The following is an 18,619-nucleotide window of genomic DNA, read 5'->3' on the forward strand; positions in this document are numbered from 1 at the left end:
GGAACTTTATGACTAATCCAATCAATATGAATAATTTTTCTCAAAGTTTAAATATAGCAACTGCAACGGGTGATGACGTAGTTTCATTAGATAAACATATCACCACCAGTGCTACTGATACAGATCAAATACAAGCATTTATAGTTTCAACATGGATGGCATCTTTTCAAAATGATATGTATTCGAAAGATAATCCTATCTCTCCTTACTATGAACTGGAATGGTAGACAATTGACCACTTAAATGTTTAACGAGATACTGATTATATTAGTATCTCGTTCCTTTTCTTCAATCCTACACATAAAAATATATGCGCTTACCCAAAGTTAAAATCTTATCCATCTTCATATTTTCTATATTAATTACAAAAATGTCTTTCGCCAGTAGCGCTTGCTTTAATGAAGCAGGATCAATTTTCAGAATCGAACCAAATTTGATCAAAGCTATCGCTCTTGTTGAAAGTAATTTAAAAAATGATAGCATCGGCAAGAACAGGGATAAGAAAAACAATATAAAGAGTTTTGATTATGGTTTAATGCAGATAAACCAGATGCACATTCCCATGTTAAAAAAACGTGGAATAATAAAAGATGAACGAGATTTGTTAGATAACCCCTGTCTGAACATTAAAATAGGGACCGAGATTTTATATAATCATTTTTCACGTTGTGGGGTAACGTGGCAATGTCTGGGGACTTATAACGCGGGTTTTGCAATGGAAAACCAAAAAAAGAGGCTGCAATATGCAAAAAAAATATATGTTGTATATACCAGACTTAATGAAATAGACAAGCGTAAGGCTTTAGCAAAATGAGCCTAAAGCCTCTTTTTTTATATAGTGCAAACACCCATACGTAAAGCTGTTTTGATCAACTCGATACCACTGTGAACATCTAATTTCTTCATGATATTGAGTCTATGAGTTTCGACTGTTTTCCTGCTTAACTGCAAGAAATTAGCGATTTCTTTGTTTGTTTTTCCATCAGCTATGAGTTGTAGTATTTCAGACTCACGATTTGTAAGTTGATTATCAGAGGAATATCTTGAAGATATTTTTTCACAATCCATATGTACACTATCAAAATAAGTGTAACCATTACTAATCGAATCAATAGCGCGATTTAGTTTCGCCGGGTGACTGGTTTTCCATACGCATCCTTTCGCACCGGCTTCAAGCAATTTTATTGAATCAATATACGGCATTTTTGCTACAAATGTAATAATATGAGCATCTATTTTATGCGATTTAACCCATTTTATGAGTTCGGACCCCATCATTCCACCTGCAAATTCTCCTAAAATAAATATTTGGGCTGCAGATTTGTTACACTCCGCTATAGCTTTCTTCAGATCTTTATAGCCCCCAACAACCTCATATAAATCGGGATAATGTCCGAGAAATCCAATTATCCCATCAATCATAAACGGCTGCTGATCTGAAACTACAATTTTAATCTTTCCCATATATTCATCCTGAGTGTAAATGCTATAACACATTCATTTATAATCATCCCTTCCATTATTATTATAAGCAAAATACAAAGAATACATTGATGAAATAATAATGAAATATAATTAAAAATAAAATTTTTGTGTAAGCAAAATAAGACCAGTGTTGAAAAATCATTAGGCGTTTAAAATATTAGAATTAGATTATATTCAAGTCATTAAACCGGAGACAGTGATCTATAAGTCCTCTGGGTTCTTCAAATCAGAGTTATTCATAGCCAAAGAATCTATTTCACACATTCTTTCAACTAAATAATGTCTGGCATGTTCACAGATTTCATTAACCTTATCAGGGGAAAAACAGTGATTGCTAATTAAATATTGCTCACAATTATCCACAAATTCCTGCGGACTAAATTCAGCAATAAATTGATCTGTAAAAAAAATAAAACGTTTGTCATCATGATATGAAATATGGACATTCCATATTGACTTGTCGACAAAATATGACTCTACTTCAATAGACTTATCTTTGAAACTGGTAGGTATATAGAGATTTAAAGGGCCTGATATTGACGGTAATTTTGTTACCCAACTTTCAAAAATTTTGATAAAAACTTCAACTTCCTCTGAAGATTTTAACAATATGCTCTTCAGATCGTTTATCATGTTTATTCTGTTTTTTTCTAATTCTGAGCTCAGCAAACTTATCAAGGGTATAAAATTATCCATCACATCAATAATGCCTTTCGCATAGCCATCATAATAACCTTGAATAACTTTTTCTTCTCTCTTTTCCTCAATACTCTGAATTTTTGCGGTGGTTTCAAGAAGGATCTTTTCTTTTAGAGAGACTATTTCTTTCAATCCATCAGAAATTATTCTTTTAATCACAACACCATTTGCAGGAGAGTTTATCAAGCTCATCTCTATTTTTTTTCGCATAAAATGTAATTCTCTCCAAAAGAGTAGACGCAAGTGGTAACGGCAATTGTATGTGGTCAACAAAATCAGGAAATAATAAATTAAATCGTTGCTGCATTGCCAACGGTTGTTGCCTTACATAGGGCAACAACGTTGAAAAACCACATGTGATGATATTATGATAGTTAACGATGCCAGGTTTATATCGTGCCTTTTCATTTATTTCCACCGGTATCGCTGATAAATAATTCCTTAGCACATCAGGAACCTTGTAAAAAAATCCCCGTTCTGCAAACCTTTCTCGATAAAAGTGACAACCACTGAGTAAACAGATCAATGGAAATAATTTCCAATTGTTTATGTAGTAAATAAGTGAACTATTCAGACTGAAATGCTCAACTGAAAGATTGTACTGTAGGAGTATCATTTCATTGGTAATAGATCTAAGTACCGGATTGCTAATACGTGCATTATTCAAACTTACTCGTTGAGGATGAATATAACTAATTGGATCATATATAATCTTTCTTAGGGCAAGATTCATAACGTTCTCATATGTCTACTTATTTTTTAACCTGATTAAATTAGTTAGAATAGCCCTGTACTTCCATAACAGCCAGCAAGTCGCAATGGACATTAATGCAAGTAAGATAGAAACCGGCATAGTCTTATCATAAGCAAAAACAGGTTCGTTAATTTCATATGTTGGTGCTTGTTCAATAATATTTCTTCGTTTTGACAATACGACTGAAATATTCTCATATTGTACGCTTGCAAAGCTATTAACAATAAATCTCTTAATGTCATTTATTTTTATTTCTGGATTGATATCTTTTTCATATACAGCAAGTACAGAAATATGAATTGGTAAAGCAGTTTTGCCACTATCACCTGTATCAACATCGTAACTAACATGTACTCTTGAAAAAACAATGCCATCCATAATTTTGAGAGATTGCTCTAAACGCTGTTCAATAGCAGAATACAATCTTGCTTTTTCCGCTCGTGGAGAGGAAACGAGTGCATCTGCAGGGAACATCTGCGATATTTGAATATCAGGCTTACCCGGGAGATTGTAGATTTTTAGCCAATCCACCGCAGAAGCAAAATCCGTTGGTTCTACATAGATTGAAAATCCAGTTTTACCTTGATCCTTCTTCTCAGCATTAATATTATGTCTTTGTAAAACAGCAAGGACATCATTAGCTTGCTGTTGATCAAGATGGTTCAGTAATTCCTGCTGCTTGCAACCGCACAACAGCAGGATAAACAAGAATAATGATATATATTTCATGAGCGAGTCAACGTCTCAACTGCAGCGACAATTTTTCTTGCTAATGTTCCCACCAATGAAACCTCGACATTATAATTAAGCACATGATCCTGCAAGACTAATAATTTTTCAGGAGTTAACCCCTTTTTATCAGACCTTAATGCTTGTAACGCATTTTGCTGCCAATTTTCAGTTTGTACCGCATAGTTAGCAAAAGCGGAGATCATTTTATCATCCGGGTTATCAAGATTGAGAACCCGGTCATTTAAATCAATAACTTTCGCTTGCTGTATTTCATGAGCAGTTGATTGCTCAGCTCTATCAATAGGTGGCATATTGCTTACTGACATAATGAAATCCTTATCCAGTTTAGCGGAAGTTTTGTATGATTGCCGAATCAAGATCTTTATACGCTTTTACAACGTTAGATTGCGCATTTCGATATAATGTATACTCAGCTAATGCACTCTGATATTCGGCAAGGAATTTCGGGTCGGAAGGATTGGTTGCTAAATCCTCCAACGCCTTTTCAACTTGTTGGTTAAGATCATCAACGCCCTGATCAAATTGTTTGCTGATATCCATAATATAACCATTCCAATCTGCCATAAGTCCTCCTCAATTATTCCTGAAATGTCCACTTGCTACCTTGAGACTTCTCGAATCGGTTATCTCCGTAGCTAAATGAACTATTGTTTGTGTCCTGATTTTTCAAATTCACATTAAATCTTACATATTGTTTACCCCATTGTTTATAATATTCGTCAACATAATTATTAATTTTATTTAATTCACTGTCGCTTAACGTACCAATGATATTGAAATATACATTGTTAGCTGTTTTATATTTTTCATAAGAAAGACCTATTGCCGACAATGTTTCAATTGCCTGACTTTCCAATACATTATCATCTAATACCGCAATACTTATATTGCTGGCATATGGCATAGTTTGCAGTAATCCTTTAATAAGATTATCGATTAGTTGCTGTGTGATAGCATTCCGTTGCTTACTCACTGTCAGTCTTGGATTACTGGCATCTAATAGCTGTAGTTTAAAATATTGTAGATCTGGGAAATTATCAGCAAGCCATGAAAAAATTCGTATCGATTCATCATCAGGATTTATCACCCGTACTGGCTTTCCTGGTTGATTTTTTTCCAGTGCTTGTTTGACCCAGACAGCTTCATCCAAACTATTGGTATTGATATAGATGACATGATCCCTACCATATAAAATTTCATAATTTCTATTTTTGTTTACAAGAATTTTATCGATATGTCTCAGCTGCGGATCATTACTGGCATTAACAATATAAAAAGCTATAAAAATGATAGCAAAAAGAAAAAATAGCGTTACATATTTAAACAGCGTACTACTTAAGAAATGTTGTCTTGTTGAAGTAATGTTATTTTCAACAATACCTGGTATTGAATACTGCCAAACTTCATTTTTTCCTTTTACAGCAAATTTGAGGCCTAAAACTTCTATTTGCTGATTCAATGTTAACGTTCTATCTTCAGGTTCTTGTGCTGTTAATTCTCTGATTGTTACAACCAGATCAGGGTCGGTAGTGATTATTACCTCAAAACTGCCTGTAAGCTCTCCATAAGGAATGACTATCGTATTCTCTGGTAACTCAGAAAAAGAATCACTTCTTCCTAACGAAACATCATTACCAACGATAACGAGTACACGCCCATTAAGTATTTCATACTCGCATCCATTCAATGGTCCGCTCAATAAACGAATGGCATAAGATTCCAATAAGTCTTGTGATAAGAATTTATCATTATTTCCCATGAATACCACCCGCTAATTCCATAAGCTCTAGTTTAGAGTAGTGTAACAAGACGGAAATTTCATGACCAAATTATGATGACACACAATAAAAAGATTATAATTTTCGAGAACCATTTTAAATGCCTACATACATAACTTTATTTGCAATTTAAGGTATTCACCCTATTCCCTCATTGATATGCAAATATAACAATTACCATTATTTTAAATTTTACACGTAATATTTACCCTAAATGATTTTAGAGTGCAGGTTGGCATATGCAAGTCTTTTCCAGTGATGTCTACTTCACTGTAGGCACTAATGCATTATTAGCATCCCAAAAGGAATATTACAGCGATTTGGTTGCGTTGGTTGATCTTGGACATTTGTTCGTTGTTATTGATGAGCACCAACATCGAAATCTCAAACCAAATACAGAACCTGTAAACACCCTTTTGAGCAACAATTTCATCAGGATCAATAAGAATATTACATTATCTGATTTAACGCATTTCCTGGTTTCGAATCTTCATACACAAAATGTGTATTCCACTCAAGAACCACTTACCCATGATGAGATAGATATCCTGCGGTTATGTGTTTCTTATTCGTTAAAACAAATAGCCATTATCAAAGGAATTGATTATAAAACAGTATCATATCACAAAATAAGAGCCCTAAATAAACTTAACATAAAAGGTACTGTTGAGTTGTTTATAGCACTCTGTGAATGGGATAAACATTATTTTAAACTCCAATCTTGCATAAGAGAAAGTTGATATGTCATTAGTAAGATATAATAGTAAAATCATAATAACTGTCGCGCTGATATCGTTGCTCTCTGCATGCACCAGAGAAAATTCATTAAAGGATACTCAGAATAAAAGAAGTGGCGAATCTCAAGCGATAGTAGATGCAAGACAGTTCTTTAGCGAACACCCGGAATATATATCATCAGCAGAACTAGAGCAGAAACTATATCGCGAATTTGCACAGGTTACGACTGTTCCAGCTTATAAAGAGATGAGTATGTATCAATTGCTTGTCATTTCGCAAGATCGTTTAACACATTAAATAAGAATCTACACGCTTTTTGCGTGTAGATTCTTATAAATTTCCGACTATGATAGATGTTTAATTTTTTTAATTATTGTCTTTATTCTCACTTTTTGTGTCTTCACCTTCTTTGCATTTATCTTCTGAGGGGAGCAGTTCATCTGGAATAGGTTGTCCAGCATTCTCCACATCTTCAAGCCACAGCAGAAGACGCAAGATCTCATCTATATTTTCGAAGCTAACATAATCGTAGCGACGATGGGTAGCATAAATTTTTCGTGCTAATTTTTTATCTGTAATAATTGGTATTCCGATTTCTTTTGCATATTTCCTTACGGCTAATGCGACCTCATTAGTTTCTCTTACAGAAATCAATGGTATAGGTGACAGATGTGGCTTAAAGTATATCCCTATTGCAATGTGCGTAGGGTTGGCAATCATCAGACGGCTATTACTGACATCAGATTTCAATTGTTCTGACAGAATTTCTTGATGGCGTTCTCTGCGTTTAGACTTAATTTCTGGATTTCCTTCTTGTTCCTTGTATTCTCTTTTAACTTCTTGTTTATCCATTTTCATATCTTTCATAAATAAAAAATACTCAGCGATAAAATCAAATATTAGAACAATTATCATACTGCCGAGACAATATAGTATGAGAAGGAATAGCATCTCTCCCCAATCTGATAATAAAGATATGATATCTCCATCAAGAGTTTTAAAAAGCAGTGATTTATGGTTACTCCAAAATACTTTGATCGCCAATGCAAAAAAAATAATATAAAGTATTGCTTTGACAAATTCTTTTACGGTTTTTAAGCCAAATATACGTTTTAAGCCATTTACTGGATTTAATGAATCAAACTTAAACTTAATAGCTTCAGTTGCTAATTGCATTTTACTTTGAAACCATGAGACAAGTATTGTTGTAAACATGCAAACCAGCAAAAAAGGAATGATCGTTTTCAACCAACCTATCCCCATAGCTTTAAAATAGTCCCAAATATCCGGTTTAGCGTTATGATCAAGGATGTATTCAAGAATCGACATAATATGATGCACATCAAATACATATCCGAGATATAAAGTACCCACAAGCATTATTACAGAGACTGTTAAGTCTCTACTTTTTAGAATTTGCCCTTTTTTAGAAGCATCCTGGAGTTTCTTTTGTGTTGGCTTTTCAGTTTTATTTGCCATGAAACACTCTATTTATCAATGTATAATTGCAATTGTTCTGGGAAAAAGGATAACGGCATAACTCGTTCAGCCAGTATTGGGCCAAAATAAATAATTAATATTAAAAATGCCAGCGCACTTTTGACAGTCAGTGAGATGGCAAAAGCATTTAGTTGTGAAGCATAGCGTGCCAGCAATCCCAGGACACCTTCACCGCCCAGCATAACCGCAATCACGGGGCTTGCGTAAACGATAGTATGAGTCATTATATTATTAATATATGAAAATAAAGGCTCTAATTTAGGAAAATTAAAATTTCCTGAAGGCCATAAGTTATAACTTTGCCATAGAGTCTCCAGAATAAAGTTCAATCCACCGTTAGTAAGATAAACTGCTGCAGAGAAAAGGTTAAATAATCTTGCTAATTCCGATGTATCGACACCTGTAGCCGGATCCAAAGTACTACTTAACGTTGCACCACGTTGGTTATCGATAAAGCTGCCTATAGCAAGGAAAATCCAAAATGGGGATGCTAATAAGCAAGCAATAAACAACCCTATGATAATTTCTCTGGCAGCAAACAAAGCGATATCTATTTCATTTAGGGTAGATAATTCATAGTGGTAATGCTGAACTAATGCACATGATACCACTATTATTATTGGATGGCGGACTACTGTTGGTATATTCCCACTGGCGAAAAATGGTAACAAATAGAAAGTTGGTGCCAATCGGCAAAAACCGAGCGCTGTAGCAGCCAGCAGGCTATGCAACTGATAGAGTATCGCCTCCCCCATGCTATCCTCTCGCGAATGCTAAATTAAGCATTTCGATACCAAACGAATATAATTTTTCACCATACCATCCGCTCATTAAAAAAAAGCAAATACTTACGCACAATAATTTGACGCCAAATGGCAAAGTCTGTTCTTGCAACTGTGTTACCGTTTGAAAAAGCCCTACCAATAAACCAACAAATGTCGCAACTGCAATAGGTCCTGCAGACATAACTAAAATCAGATACAGCGCCCTATTCCCCGCAAAAACAATGTCGTCCATATTTTTTCCTCAGGGATTAATGGATAGGTCAAAATATTGTAAAATGAGTCCTTTCGATAACATTGTCCAACCGTCCATCGCGACAAACAGAATTAATTTTATCGGTGTAGATATGGTTACCGGACTCATCATCATCATACCTAACGTTAACAGAACGCTTGATATAACCAGATCAACTACAACAAAGGGTAAATAGATATAGAAACCTATAATAAATGCACTTTTTATCTCACTCAACGCATATGCCGGGAGTAACGAGAAAATTGAAATATTCTCATCATCGATTATCTCTTCATTGTCTTCAGAACTATTCACCTTCTGAATCTTTTCAAAAAAGCTAACCAACTCCGGTTCAGAATATTTTATCAAATATGATTTATAACCACTCATGCCTGTCTCAACAAAATTAACAACCGACGCTACATTATTGAATGAAAGATTCTCATTCTGACTGTTATTATATATTTCCTTCCCAACCGGCATCATTACGAACATTGACAATAGCAAAGCTACCCCATTAAGTGTCATATTTGATGGCACTTGCTGAAGTCCCAGTGCGTTTCGGACAATAACAAAAACAATCGAGAATTTAATAAAACATGTCCCGGATGCTATTATAAACGGTAATAGTGTAAATAATGATAATATCGCTATCAGCGAAATACTATTTGACATTATTATTCCCTGATAACCAAGAATGAATTTCTACGCCCAATTTATCATCCACTTCAACAAGTTCGCCATAGCCAGTTAGCGCGCCATTTACACGTATCTCTATATTTTTCTCAGCTTCAGGAAGCAAAGATATAATTCTTTTTGCACAGAGATCGTCTATTTCATATAGATTCATTATTTTCTTTCCAAGAACAAACTCAATTTTTACAGGCAAGTCTTCAAAACTATTAATCTGCTGATAGTCATTTTCATCATTAATCTCGATTTCGCTTTTTTTGATATCAAAGTCATCTGTTTCAAAATCTTCCTCGTACTCAAAATGATCAGCCATTTTTAACTCCTCTGGATAAATTAAGTCACAAATCTTTGTATTATAAATAACCGCATAAGCAAAATTATCTGAAATTAATAAAACATCACCAACTTCAATATCAACAATGGTTCTATAACATGTTTTACTAAATCCAATTACAAAATGAATGGGCCAATATAATGTTTTTTTGTCTAGCGTTAGAGCGTTTTCGTATTGGCAGACCGTGACTTTATCTAACCAAACATTTAATTCCCCTGTCCATATTCTTATTAGTGGTTGAGCTGGACTCAATACTCCATCAAATACTTTACCTACACACAAACGATTATATTTTAGTTCAGGATACTTTAGATTTAACGGGGTACTAGATAAACTGAGCCATTCCACTATTAACCTTTCCGTTTCTGGCATTAAAGCCATCCCAGCGAGCTCGGCAGAAATTAAGGGAAATATTTCTCGAAGTAACACCCATCCAGACCAGCTGCCGCTCTCTTCTGCTATCGGTAGCCATTTGGCGCTAAATTCGGGCATTAATAACGCAACATCTTCACCATTTTCTTTCCAGTTTTGAAAAGTGGTTTCAAAGGAATGAGTGTTTCCATTTACTTTTCTCAGACCGAACATTAACTTTCGTCCTTCTGATCGTTTTCGAATTTACCTTCATTTTCTTGCTCATCATGAGGCTGATGTCGTTGCCCTTGTCGTTCATCTTGCTCAGTCAATACCCAACGTTGTGCTGTAACATCATTGTGTTGGGCTTCATGGAGTCTGTCGGAGACAATCGTGTCTGATGGTTTTAGTCGTATCCCTTCACTACTTTCCAGAATCCGAACTGTATGATTCTGTCCCCAACGCTGAAACTGATATGTCAATTCATTTTCGGGTACATTGGCACTATTAACAGAATTATTTATATCATTCTGATTGAGCGTATGAACATTCCTTTGCTTTTCGATATGTTGAGTAAACATGGTTTTGTTATCAGCAAACCTTCTTTCGTTAGTAATATCTAATAAATGGGCCTGCTCTCCATTTTTTTTGTCTCCATCGCGATATTTTTTTTCACGCTCTTTATTATTACTGTGGTTTTGAACCGTGATTTTTTCTGTATGGATACCATTATGGATTCCCCCCTTAAATTGTATCGTTTTATCAGATAGTTCAGAATTAACACCCTGATCTCGTGAAGTCATATTGAGGACTTTCTTTGTAGAAAGTTGCTCTATTCCATTTGTTTGCAAAGAAAAAGATGAATTCCTGTCAACCTGGAGAGACGATTTGTTATCAATAGACTTCATTTGCCCATTCTTTTTCTCTAAGATAGGGAAATAACTATCCTGAGTCTGACGTAATAACTGTAGAATGGATCCAGCGACAATCTCTCTCATATCTTTATTTTTTTTGGTTTTCTTTAAGAAACTGTCTAAATCTGTAGCAGAATTCTCGGATGTGCCAGTGTTTAAAATTTTATAATGTTCAATTTTCTTGACTTCGTCCATTATATTTCTCTTCCTGTTCAATCTCGTCTTGATAAAACATCTGATTTGAAAATTCTTTTTTGATTCGCTTCTTTAGTCGTTTGTACTTTTCTCCTTTTAACCACCAGTGTTTTCTTTGTGCTTGCTGTTGAACTATTTCCTTGTTAAGTATTTTTCGCCGTTCTGCTATTTTTTGCTTTTCAAGATTTATCTCAGCGATCTGTTGTTGAATGACGGCAACTTTACGTAACGAGTAAAATATATCCTTGCGAAATACAACTTCGCCGCGCAACTCCTTCATATCTAAGAGTGACTGTAGATTTTTAAGTTGCATATCATACAGGTGTTCCTTTTCGGCTAACTTTTCTTTTTCTGCATTTAACTTTTGTAATGATGCTTCACATGCAGCCAGGCTCTGCGTCGTTCTTCTGATAAGTCGATTAACTTTACTTAACAATTCGTTCAAGCTCTTTCAGAGTTTCACTCATTGGCATTTTTTCATTAACTGACTGTTTTAACCAATTTGTGAGTTTAGGCCGGGCATTCATGGCAAAATCATTTTCAGCATTTTGACCAGCGCGGTATTCCCCTAAGTCAATAAATACCTGTAGATCTTCCAAAGTTGTGAGGATCTTCCTTACCCGTGCAGCATTATCTCTGTGTTTTTCATCAGTGACCTGACCAAATACTCGACTCACACTTTTTAGAACATCTATTGCCGGATAATGACCTTGCCCAGCGAGTTTGCGACTTAGATAGATATGGCCATCAAGGATTGAGCGAATTTCATCCCCCAGGGGGTCTGATTCATCCTCCCCCTCCAGTAATACGGTATAAAAGGCAGTAATACTTCCTTTTAGTGTTGGTCCCGGCCTCTCCAGTAAGCGAGGTAAACTGTCAAAAACAGAAGCAGGATAACCACGTCTGGCCGGTGGTTCACCCGCTGCCAGCTTCATATCGCGTAGTGCTCGTGCAGGTTTAATAATGTCTTTCCATTGCGAAAGCCAACGACCTGAGCCCTGGCTATACGTTCATTTGCTTGCCAGCTCGCATAAATTTCGCATACTTCGCCCACTGAAACGTCGTCAAGCTCTGCTTCAATCAGCGAGCCGTTTATGCTATGTAAGTAGCTGTATTTATTCAATAGTTTTAATTTTTTCATACCAGCATGCTCCATATCGCAAGACATTATCCTAAATAGTTTTCAGAATATTAACGGGAACATTTTCCGTTAGTTCCCCGTACGAAAGTACTTCGAGGTCTCGATAACTAGATTCAATAAGTTTTTTGATAAAACGACGAATATCCACAGATCCCAGTAAAATAATGTCTTTAATAGGAATATTGATTCCAGAAAGTGCCAGTTTAAAATTATCCAGAATCATCTCAGCTTCGGATGCATCGAGATTAAGAAAAGTACCGCCAGCGGTAGGCCTGACACCATCTCTGATTCTGTCCTCTATTTCAGGCGAAATCACAATTGCTTTAATTTCTCCAGAATATGAAAACTTATGGCAAATGTAGCGACCTAATGCACCTCGTACATGCTCAACGAGTGTAATTATATCTTTCTCTCGTGGGCTCCATAATGCTAAAGCCTCCATAACTAAACGCATATTGCGCACTGAAATTCGCTCCTGGATCAGACGCTGAATTACCTCTGAAATGCGCTGCACGGTTATATATCTTAATATTTCTTTTAATAGATCAGGATACTTCATCTCTAATTGATCAAGAATATATTTGGTTTCTTGTATACCAAAATACTCATTAATATTATGAGCCAGACATACAGATAAATGATTGTACATTTCATCCATGGCCGTGCGTGTATAACAGCCAATTTTTGTTAATTTTTGGGCATCACTTTTTGTAACCCAATAATATTGTTCACCATTACTATTTACGATGACAGGTTTCTTGATCAAAGTCGAAACCACTTCATCTGAATATTCAACCAACAAGACAAGATCATGATAAATTTTAAATTGCGAGGCTCTGACTTCATTTAGCATTAATATGACATCTTCATCATTAAGGCCTTCCCCCTCACGAATGACAATACCGGGAATACGGATACCATACTCAATAAAAAACTGACTACGAATCCTATCAGCAAGATTGATTTCAGTGTATTTTTTAGCCTGTACACTATTCATAATCAAAACCAAGGGTACCGTTTCGGTAATAACCTGATCAAGTTTATTAATAATACCTAATGAAATATCATCATCCTGATTATAGGGTTCCAACCCAACGGTGATATCTCCCTCAACAACCGTTTCTTCAACCCCTTTCTTTTTGAATTTAAAGTAAAAATAAATTCCTAAGATTACTGCCAAACATAAAAACACAAGAAGGGGAAAACCTGGAAGCAACCCAATACTCAGCGCGAGGACACATGTCACAATAATGACAAAAGAATTACTTAATAACTGGGACATTATATTTTGCCCCATATTATCACTATCGCCATTCACGCGCGTTACGATAAACCCTGCGCTAATAGCAATTAATAAAGCTGGAATTTGAGAAACAAGACCATCACCGACGGTAAGAATTGTGTAGACGGTCAACGCTGTCGAGAAATCCATTCCATTTTGGCCTACTCCTACTGATAGCCCACCGATAATATTAACAAAGATAATAATGATGTTTGCAATAGCATCACCTTTGATAAATTTCATCGCACCATCAAAGGAACCATACAGCTGACTCTCTCGTTCTAATACGCTACGACGTTCTTTTGCTAAATCTGCATCAATGATCCCGGCGCGTAGATCGGCGTCAATACTCATTTGTTTACCTGGCATACCGTCAAGCGAAAAGCGGGCAGCAACTTCAGCCACACGTTCCGAACCTTTAGTAATCACGATAAACTGAACAATAGTAACAATGGAGAAAATAACAAAACCAACTACCAGGCTATCTCCAATAACGAATTCACCAAAACTCGTTATAATTTCTCCGGCGTCCGCCTCAAGAAGTATAAGTCGACTGGTACTGATCGCCAGCGCCAAACGAAATAACGTTGTGATGAGGAGAATTGATGGGAATGAAGAAAAACTTAAGATCCTATCAACATAGAATGATCCTAAAAACACAAGTATTGCCAATGTTAAGTTCAGCCCAATCAAAAAATCGATTAAGTAGGTGGGCAATGGAATTATGAGCATGGCGATAATCATCACCATTAATCCAAGAATTATTAATTCTGGATGACTCCTTAACCCTATCAAAACTTTGTTAAACATTGAACATTACCTTCTTCCATGGTTTTTTATTTTGTTTTTTATTACTGTTTTGTGTATCAAAGAGCTCTACTGCAAATGTTAGTTTTATTGCCTGTTTACAACACTCCCTAATCTCTAATAATTGTTCATTATTAATAAAAAGTGAAAATGGAAGATTTGTACATCCGCTGTAAATCGCCTTCAGGAGTAACGTTTTGTCTTTATAATTAGCATCTGCGGGTAGGGTTACCAGTGCATTTTTCAGGAGTTCCTCTGCAGTCTCAGGAAATTTTATTAACGATATCAGAAAAAATATCCAGTAATCTTCTGCGCTAATAAATTTTTTAATTATTGGGTTATTCATTAAAGTTTTCAGAAATAAAGCCTCTGCCGACTGAAGAGACAATAGTTGTGACAACTTATTGAGAAACACACCAAATTCCAATGATGAACAACTCGCATCAAGTGCATTTATATCTGAGAAAAGCGTCTCTTTGATAAATTTTGTCACTAGCATTCTATTTTGATAGCCATAACTACCAATCCATTCTACATAAGTATCTACAGCATCGTCTTCTGCCATTAAAAATTGTCGATAACTTGCCCTTAGTAATTTTGGATTTAATGACAACGCCTGGCCAAATAACTTTGCTTTTAATGCCGAGTTAATGCCACTATTAATGAATTTTTTAGTAGTCTCTTGATTAACTTTTCTAAGTAATGCTTCAGCGTTTAGCCGCACATTTTCAGATATTTGTTTTTTACGTAAAATTGCACGTAATACAACCACCAGATCGCTTTCATCTGGAAATAATTTTTTAGCAAAGCTATACATTTCATAGTCATGGGTAGTTGCTGCCTTAAGCGCCTCCATGACTTTATCGGTTTTTTCTATTGGCTGATCTTCCAGGACATATTCTTCTCCGTCCAGAAAGTTGGCCAGTTGTTCTTCGTAGATTTTTTTCTTCATAAACTGCGTTAACGCTGCTGACATCTCGTCAGTAGCTTGTAAGAATCGAGCTTCTTTACCGGCGGGATCATCTCCCATTTTAGGCATTTCAGCTTCAATATCTTCATTATCTTCTGTGATAATATCCTCTAAGCGAGAAACTTCTCTGGCTCTTTCTAATACACCGACATGCTCTACATGAATCGCCATTTCACTATCCTCCGACGACTTCACGATTCAGGTAAGTTTTTATCCATTTCTGCAGTAATTCATCGTTGATTTCTTTATTTTTTGCCATTTGCTGTGTTATTGCTCTGGCGTCAACCGCAGCCTCATTCGCATTATTCATCATGCGCTCATCGATCTCTCTTGGCTCAATAAGAAAGACACGAACGATGTTATTCGCATTTGTTCCTTCATATCCAAATAATTTACCAATAAATGGAATACTGCCTAATATTGGGATCTTGCGACTTTCATAGGTATTCGTATCTCGTGTATATCCACCAATCAAAAGACTTTTCCCTTGAGGCACGCGCGCAATAGTACTTATAAGCGTTCTACCAACCTGAGGCAGATCATCAACATTGGTCTTGTCGGAATTGATTTCATTGCCATCTTCAATATTCAAGAGTAATTCAATTTGATTTCGCGAAGCAAATCGTGGTAGCACGCTAATCATCGTACCATAGGTTACTTCATCCAACTCCGCAGTACGCTCGCCGACTAATTTAGTATAGAAAGTACGGTTATTATCAAATATAGCAGGAATATTCTCCTGTGTTAAAACGACAGGACGAGCAACAACGGCGGCTCTTCTTTTTTGCGCAAGTGCCTGTATTGTTGCAATAAACTGTGTCCCATCCAGGGTACTAATTGAACCTGAATTATTAAATGATGCACTTAGGCTGGATCCAATTTTTATCGTGCCCGACCAGTCAGCTCCTAACTGTTCTAGATCAGTCTTATCAATATCTATTATCCATAAAGATAATTCAATATGTCGCTTTGGAATATCGAGCGTAGCTACTAACTTCTCGATAAAATCAACCTGAGATACTGTTCCTTTAACAAGTAAACTGTTGGTATCTGGATATGCAATAATTTGTATATCGTCAGTCTCTGGCGCTCCAGCTGTCGATATTATTTTCTCTACTTGTAGGTCATCATCTTCTTCAGCACCAGGAAAAGGAGGCATACGTGATACGTTTTTTAGTTGTTGACGACTTGAAATTTCAGAAAGTACGTTAACCCCAGTGCTTTGCTTAATGTTATTATTTAACAACGTCGATAGTACTTTTGCCATGCCCGGAATAACTATCTTTTCGCCCCGTAATTCATAAGTCCGGTCATTAACGAATGTGTTGACCAGGTGAATAATACCTACTTTATTGCGTCCGATCTCAATGCCATCACTGTTTTGCTCCATTAATTTTGCAGCATTAACGACCAGGTCAACATAAACCGGTGGCCCCGATACATAGAAAGTACCATTGCCGCCCCCTTTAATTTCATAACGAGAGTTATACAGACCCGATTTTTTTAAAAAATTATTAAACTCATTCGTCGATACCTTTCTCAGATTAATCAGCGCATTACGCATCTCTGATGAGTCATAGATATAAATAGCTTTGCCATCATCGTACCAAATAAGTCCCATCTGCGCCGACAGGCGTTCAATCAAGGCATAGGGTTCGGTTAAATCAAAATTTCCGCTGATCTGTTTCTTCATGGCAAGCTTACTTACTATTGTAGGCTTACCCGCATATGATGAAACCGTCTCAAAAAAACTACGTAGATTTTCTTTATTTGCTACGTATCCATTCGCTGCTGCGGCATATGCACCAGGAGTCAATAATCCATTAAAAATGCATAAGGCTGAAATTAATATAATAGTAATACGTAATTTTATTTTCATAACTTTTTACATAGTTCTCTCGGTGTTTTTCCTAACCGGCTTTTTACTTCGGCTGAAAAGTGTGATGAGGATGAGTAGCCATATTTATGCGCAATAGTTGTCATATCACTGTTTCCTTCAATGATTTCCAACACGGCTCTGGCAACTCTCCAGCCACATAATTCCGTTTTAACTTTACCACCCAATGCATAACTACATAAACGGCGAAAATGTGAATACGATACGCCGTAAAGCTCACCAAGATCATAGAGTGAAGTCTGTATGAGCGATTGCGATAATAAATAGCGAACCAGTTTATAGCATTCTGTTTTTCTTAGATGCTGAAACAGAATTTCATTAATATTATCGCTGCTCAGATAATTGGCTTTATCCAGATAAGCAATCAGCAGCGCAACCGATTTTAATCGGTCACCTTTTTGCCAATCTTCAGCGTTAATAGTACCAGTGTCGATTGCTTGTATAAGGAGATCAAGATAAAGACCTAACGCATCATTTTGTTTATGGTTCCACAGCTGCGGCTTGCCTTCTTCCTGCACATCTGCCATCACGGGGGAGTTGCTGTCAAATCGGATATGCACAGCATTCATTTGCCCAGGAATACCATCCAGTCGTTTTGGGTTGCTAATGACGTCCTGCATCCGCTTAATCTGGTCGGGCGTAGACATATAATCCCACAGGGTGAGCAGAATCTTTTTTGCAGCTACCCTATTTTCCTGATCTGATACTAATGCCATATAGCCCCATAAACTATCCCTCAGCCAGACAGCATCATAGTGGGTTTCTGCCGCTGTTTTGTCATCTTCGAAAGTAGAAGCAAGAATAAACGTTCCCCAGGGTTTCTCCGTCAACGTTAACTTTCGTGTGTTTTCTGTTAATGTTAGCAATCCTTGAATTTCGTCTTTGGTATAGTGGCTCTTTATTTCATTTTGTAATTTGGCTGAGTGAATCAGAAGACGATAATTAGGATACTTATCTGGATTTAACGATAAATAACTTTTATCTGTTGCTGCCCCCGTGGAATTAAGAATGTTAAATACAGATTCACTCGTCACTTCTGCCCCTGTCGCCTGGCATGTGCCGCATGAAAATATACCAGCGAGCAGAAGAGTTAATGCAGATTTCCCTTTCATAAAAGATTCCATCAATCGTTTGTTAAAAGCGTAGATAACCACTTATTTAACAACTTGAAAATAAGGTATTTTACCTGGGTTGTTACAAATGGATTGCATTGCGTAAACGCTTTTTATTTACAAAAAAATGGGGAAGTGTTACAGCGATTGCGAAAAGTCTGAAGCAATTGAATTAAGATAATATAGAAAATCAGATACA

20 protein-coding genes and 5 pseudogenes are annotated in these 18,619 nt (G+C 36.2%); 4 read left to right on the plus strand and 21 right to left on the minus strand.

Annotation, left to right across the window (positions count from 1 at the left end; translation table 11 throughout):
• Positions 1-8: 8 nt before the first annotated feature.
• Together ATB02_RS11440 and ATB02_RS11445 are read left to right on the plus strand one after the other, a co-directional pair.
• Positions 9-227 (plus strand): hypothetical protein, encoded by a 219-nt coding sequence (locus ATB02_RS11440; protein WP_105267236.1) that lies wholly within the window; start codon positions 9-11, stop codon positions 225-227.
• Positions 228-310: 83 nt separating this feature from the next.
• Positions 311-814, plus strand: coding sequence for a lytic transglycosylase domain-containing protein (locus ATB02_RS11445; RefSeq protein ID WP_001239196.1), 504 nt, complete (start codon positions 311-313; stop codon positions 812-814).
• Between the two features lie 17 nt (positions 815-831).
• Here ATB02_RS11445 and ATB02_RS11450 read toward each other — a convergent pair whose 3' ends face one another.
• From ATB02_RS11450 to ATB02_RS11485, 7 genes are all read right to left on the minus strand, one after another.
• On the minus strand, positions 832-1,464 hold the full coding sequence (locus ATB02_RS11450) for a LuxR C-terminal-related transcriptional regulator (RefSeq protein WP_000516283.1): 633 nt from the start codon (positions 1,462-1,464) through the stop codon (positions 832-834).
• A gap of 222 nt (positions 1,465-1,686) precedes the next feature.
• A complete protein-coding gene (locus tag ATB02_RS26095; RefSeq protein ID WP_123059843.1) occupies positions 1,687-2,394 on the minus strand; it encodes a hypothetical protein in 708 nt (235 codons plus the stop codon).
• Positions 2,336-2,917: a type III secretion apparatus protein OrgA/MxiK gene (locus tag ATB02_RS11465; RefSeq protein ID WP_105271598.1), complete on the minus strand. Its 582-nt coding sequence runs from the start codon at positions 2,915-2,917 to the stop codon at positions 2,336-2,338. The genes ATB02_RS26095 and ATB02_RS11465 overlap by 59 nt, the downstream gene beginning before the upstream one ends.
• A gap of 15 nt (positions 2,918-2,932) precedes the next feature.
• Positions 2,933-3,667, minus strand: a complete 735-nt coding sequence (locus tag ATB02_RS11470) for an EscJ/YscJ/HrcJ family type III secretion inner membrane ring protein (RefSeq protein WP_105271599.1) — start codon at positions 3,665-3,667, stop codon at positions 2,933-2,935.
• Entirely contained in the window at positions 3,664-3,996 is a 333-nt protein-coding gene (gene sctI, locus ATB02_RS11475; RefSeq protein ID WP_000116717.1) for a type III secretion system inner rod subunit SctI, read from the minus strand. The genes ATB02_RS11470 and sctI overlap by 4 nt, the downstream gene beginning before the upstream one ends.
• A 19-nt stretch (positions 3,997-4,015) precedes the next feature.
• The gene (locus ATB02_RS11480) at positions 4,016-4,255 is read right to left on the minus strand and encodes a type III secretion system needle complex protein (RefSeq protein WP_000796272.1); all 240 of its coding nucleotides are present in this window, start codon (positions 4,253-4,255) and stop codon (positions 4,016-4,018) included.
• Positions 4,256-4,268: 13 nt separating this feature from the next.
• On the minus strand, positions 4,269-5,450 hold the full coding sequence (locus tag ATB02_RS11485; RefSeq protein WP_123057632.1) for a PrgH/EprH family type III secretion apparatus protein: 1,182 nt from the start codon (positions 5,448-5,450) through the stop codon (positions 4,269-4,271).
• A gap of 258 nt (positions 5,451-5,708) precedes the next feature.
• Between ATB02_RS11485 and ATB02_RS11490 the strand changes: the two genes are divergently transcribed.
• Both ATB02_RS11490 and ATB02_RS11495 read left to right on the plus strand, forming a co-directional pair.
• Positions 5,709-6,209, plus strand: a complete 501-nt coding sequence (locus ATB02_RS11490; RefSeq protein ID WP_105271600.1) for a helix-turn-helix transcriptional regulator — start codon at positions 5,709-5,711, stop codon at positions 6,207-6,209.
• Position 6,210: 1 nt separating this feature from the next.
• Complete coding sequence (locus tag ATB02_RS11495) at positions 6,211-6,504, plus strand: invasion protein (RefSeq protein WP_000060687.1); 294 nt, start codon at positions 6,211-6,213, stop codon at positions 6,502-6,504.
• Between the two features lie 69 nt (positions 6,505-6,573).
• On the opposite strand, the gene ATB02_RS11500 is transcribed toward ATB02_RS11495, so the two are convergent.
• The 14 genes and pseudogenes from ATB02_RS11500 to ygeQ form a co-directional block, all read right to left on the minus strand.
• On the minus strand, positions 6,574-7,686 hold the full coding sequence (locus ATB02_RS11500) for an EscU/YscU/HrcU family type III secretion system export apparatus switch protein (protein ID WP_088542181.1): 1,113 nt from the start codon (positions 7,684-7,686) through the stop codon (positions 6,574-6,576).
• Between the two features lie 8 nt (positions 7,687-7,694).
• Positions 7,695-8,462: a type III secretion system export apparatus subunit SctT gene (gene sctT / locus ATB02_RS11505; protein WP_105271601.1), complete on the minus strand. Its 768-nt coding sequence runs from the start codon at positions 8,460-8,462 to the stop codon at positions 7,695-7,697.
• A 1-nt stretch (position 8,463) separates the two neighbouring features.
• A complete protein-coding gene (locus tag ATB02_RS11510; RefSeq protein WP_000341004.1) occupies positions 8,464-8,724 on the minus strand; it encodes an EscS/YscS/HrcS family type III secretion system export apparatus protein in 261 nt (86 codons plus the stop codon).
• A gap of 9 nt (positions 8,725-8,733) precedes the next feature.
• Positions 8,734-9,399: an EscR/YscR/HrcR family type III secretion system export apparatus protein gene (locus ATB02_RS11515; protein WP_000071537.1), complete on the minus strand. Its 666-nt coding sequence runs from the start codon at positions 9,397-9,399 to the stop codon at positions 8,734-8,736.
• Positions 9,389-10,376: pseudogene (locus ATB02_RS11520) on the minus strand (YscQ/HrcQ family type III secretion apparatus protein). The gene ATB02_RS11515 and the pseudogene ATB02_RS11520 overlap by 11 nt, the downstream one beginning before the upstream one ends.
• Complete coding sequence (locus ATB02_RS26990) at positions 10,336-10,905, minus strand: SpaN/EivJ family type III secretion system needle length determinant (RefSeq protein WP_123057633.1); 570 nt, start codon at positions 10,903-10,905, stop codon at positions 10,336-10,338. Before ATB02_RS26990 ends, ATB02_RS11520 begins: the two are co-directional and overlap by 41 nt.
• Positions 10,906-10,980: 75 nt before the next feature.
• A pseudogene (locus ATB02_RS26680) lies at positions 10,981-11,211 on the minus strand (type III secretion system needle length determinant, SpaN/EivJ family); the annotation flags it as partial.
• Positions 11,189-11,647 carry a type III secretion protein gene (locus ATB02_RS11530; RefSeq protein ID WP_123059845.1) on the minus strand — a complete coding sequence of 153 codons (459 nt, stop codon included), beginning with the start codon at positions 11,645-11,647 and terminating at the stop codon, positions 11,189-11,191. The gene ATB02_RS11530 and the pseudogene ATB02_RS26680, both read right to left, overlap by 23 nt.
• Positions 11,637-12,352, minus strand: a pseudogene (locus tag ATB02_RS11535) (hypothetical protein). The gene ATB02_RS11530 and the pseudogene ATB02_RS11535 overlap by 11 nt, the downstream one beginning before the upstream one ends.
• 31 nt (positions 12,353-12,383) lie before the next feature.
• Complete coding sequence (locus ATB02_RS11540) at positions 12,384-14,444, minus strand: EscV/YscV/HrcV family type III secretion system export apparatus protein (protein WP_000482504.1); 2,061 nt, start codon at positions 14,442-14,444, stop codon at positions 12,384-12,386.
• The gene (locus tag ATB02_RS11545) at positions 14,437-15,582 is read right to left on the minus strand and encodes a YopN/LcrE/InvE/MxiC type III secretion system gatekeeper (RefSeq protein WP_105271603.1); all 1,146 of its coding nucleotides are present in this window, start codon (positions 15,580-15,582) and stop codon (positions 14,437-14,439) included. The genes ATB02_RS11540 and ATB02_RS11545 overlap by 8 nt, the downstream gene beginning before the upstream one ends.
• A 4-nt stretch (positions 15,583-15,586) precedes the next feature.
• A complete protein-coding gene (gene sctC, locus ATB02_RS11550; RefSeq protein ID WP_000694676.1) occupies positions 15,587-17,290 on the minus strand; it encodes a type III secretion system outer membrane ring subunit SctC in 1,704 nt (567 codons plus the stop codon).
• A pseudogene (gene eivF, locus ATB02_RS26450) lies at positions 17,287-17,655 on the minus strand (type III secretion system transcriptional regulator EivF); the annotation flags it as partial. The pseudogene eivF and the gene sctC, both read right to left, overlap by 4 nt.
• Positions 17,647-18,420: pseudogene (gene ygeQ / locus ATB02_RS11555) on the minus strand (protein YgeQ); the annotation flags it as partial. The pseudogenes eivF and ygeQ, both read right to left, overlap by 9 nt.
• Positions 18,421-18,619 lie beyond the last annotated feature (199 nt).

This window comes from Escherichia sp. MOD1-EC5189, from assembly GCF_002966045.1.
Classification (GTDB): Bacteria; Pseudomonadota; Gammaproteobacteria; order Enterobacterales; family Enterobacteriaceae; genus Escherichia; species Escherichia coli_F.

Excerpts from the sequence above, each read along its gene's own strand:
- ATB02_RS11440 (WP_105267236.1), top strand. The coding sequence starts at position 9 with ATGACTAATCCAATCAATATGAATAATTTTTCTCAAAGTTTAAATATA.
- ATB02_RS11445 (WP_001239196.1), top strand. The coding sequence starts at position 311 with ATGCGCTTACCCAAAGTTAAAATCTTATCCATCTTCATATTTTCTATA.
- ATB02_RS11450 (WP_000516283.1), bottom strand. The coding sequence starts at position 1,464 with ATGGGAAAGATTAAAATTGTAGTTTCAGATCAGCAGCCGTTTATGATT.
- ATB02_RS26095 (WP_123059843.1), bottom strand. The coding sequence starts at position 2,394 with ATGCGAAAAAAAATAGAGATGAGCTTGATAAACTCTCCTGCAAATGGT.
- ATB02_RS11465 (WP_105271598.1), bottom strand. The coding sequence starts at position 2,917 with ATGAATCTTGCCCTAAGAAAGATTATATATGATCCAATTAGTTATATT.
- ATB02_RS11470 (WP_105271599.1), bottom strand. The coding sequence starts at position 3,667 with ATGAAATATATATCATTATTCTTGTTTATCCTGCTGTTGTGCGGTTGC.
- sctI (WP_000116717.1), bottom strand. The coding sequence starts at position 3,996 with ATGTCAGTAAGCAATATGCCACCTATTGATAGAGCTGAGCAATCAACT.
- ATB02_RS11480 (WP_000796272.1), bottom strand. The coding sequence starts at position 4,255 with ATGGCAGATTGGAATGGTTATATTATGGATATCAGCAAACAATTTGAT.
- ATB02_RS11485 (WP_123057632.1), bottom strand. The coding sequence starts at position 5,450 with ATGGGAAATAATGATAAATTCTTATCACAAGACTTATTGGAATCTTAT.
- ATB02_RS11490 (WP_105271600.1), top strand. The coding sequence starts at position 5,709 with ATGCAAGTCTTTTCCAGTGATGTCTACTTCACTGTAGGCACTAATGCA.
- ATB02_RS11495 (WP_000060687.1), top strand. The coding sequence starts at position 6,211 with ATGTCATTAGTAAGATATAATAGTAAAATCATAATAACTGTCGCGCTG.
- ATB02_RS11500 (WP_088542181.1), bottom strand. The coding sequence starts at position 7,686 with ATGGCAAATAAAACTGAAAAGCCAACACAAAAGAAACTCCAGGATGCT.
- sctT (WP_105271601.1), bottom strand. The coding sequence starts at position 8,462 with ATGGGGGAGGCGATACTCTATCAGTTGCATAGCCTGCTGGCTGCTACA.
- ATB02_RS11510 (WP_000341004.1), bottom strand. The coding sequence starts at position 8,724 with ATGGACGACATTGTTTTTGCGGGGAATAGGGCGCTGTATCTGATTTTA.
- ATB02_RS11515 (WP_000071537.1), bottom strand. The coding sequence starts at position 9,399 with ATGTCAAATAGTATTTCGCTGATAGCGATATTATCATTATTTACACTA.
- ATB02_RS26990 (WP_123057633.1), bottom strand. The coding sequence starts at position 10,905 with ATGACTTCACGAGATCAGGGTGTTAATTCTGAACTATCTGATAAAACG.
- ATB02_RS11540 (WP_000482504.1), bottom strand. The coding sequence starts at position 14,444 with ATGTTTAACAAAGTTTTGATAGGGTTAAGGAGTCATCCAGAATTAATA.
- ATB02_RS11545 (WP_105271603.1), bottom strand. The coding sequence starts at position 15,582 with ATGGCGATTCATGTAGAGCATGTCGGTGTATTAGAAAGAGCCAGAGAA.
- sctC (WP_000694676.1), bottom strand. The coding sequence starts at position 17,290 with ATGAAAATAAAATTACGTATTACTATTATATTAATTTCAGCCTTATGC.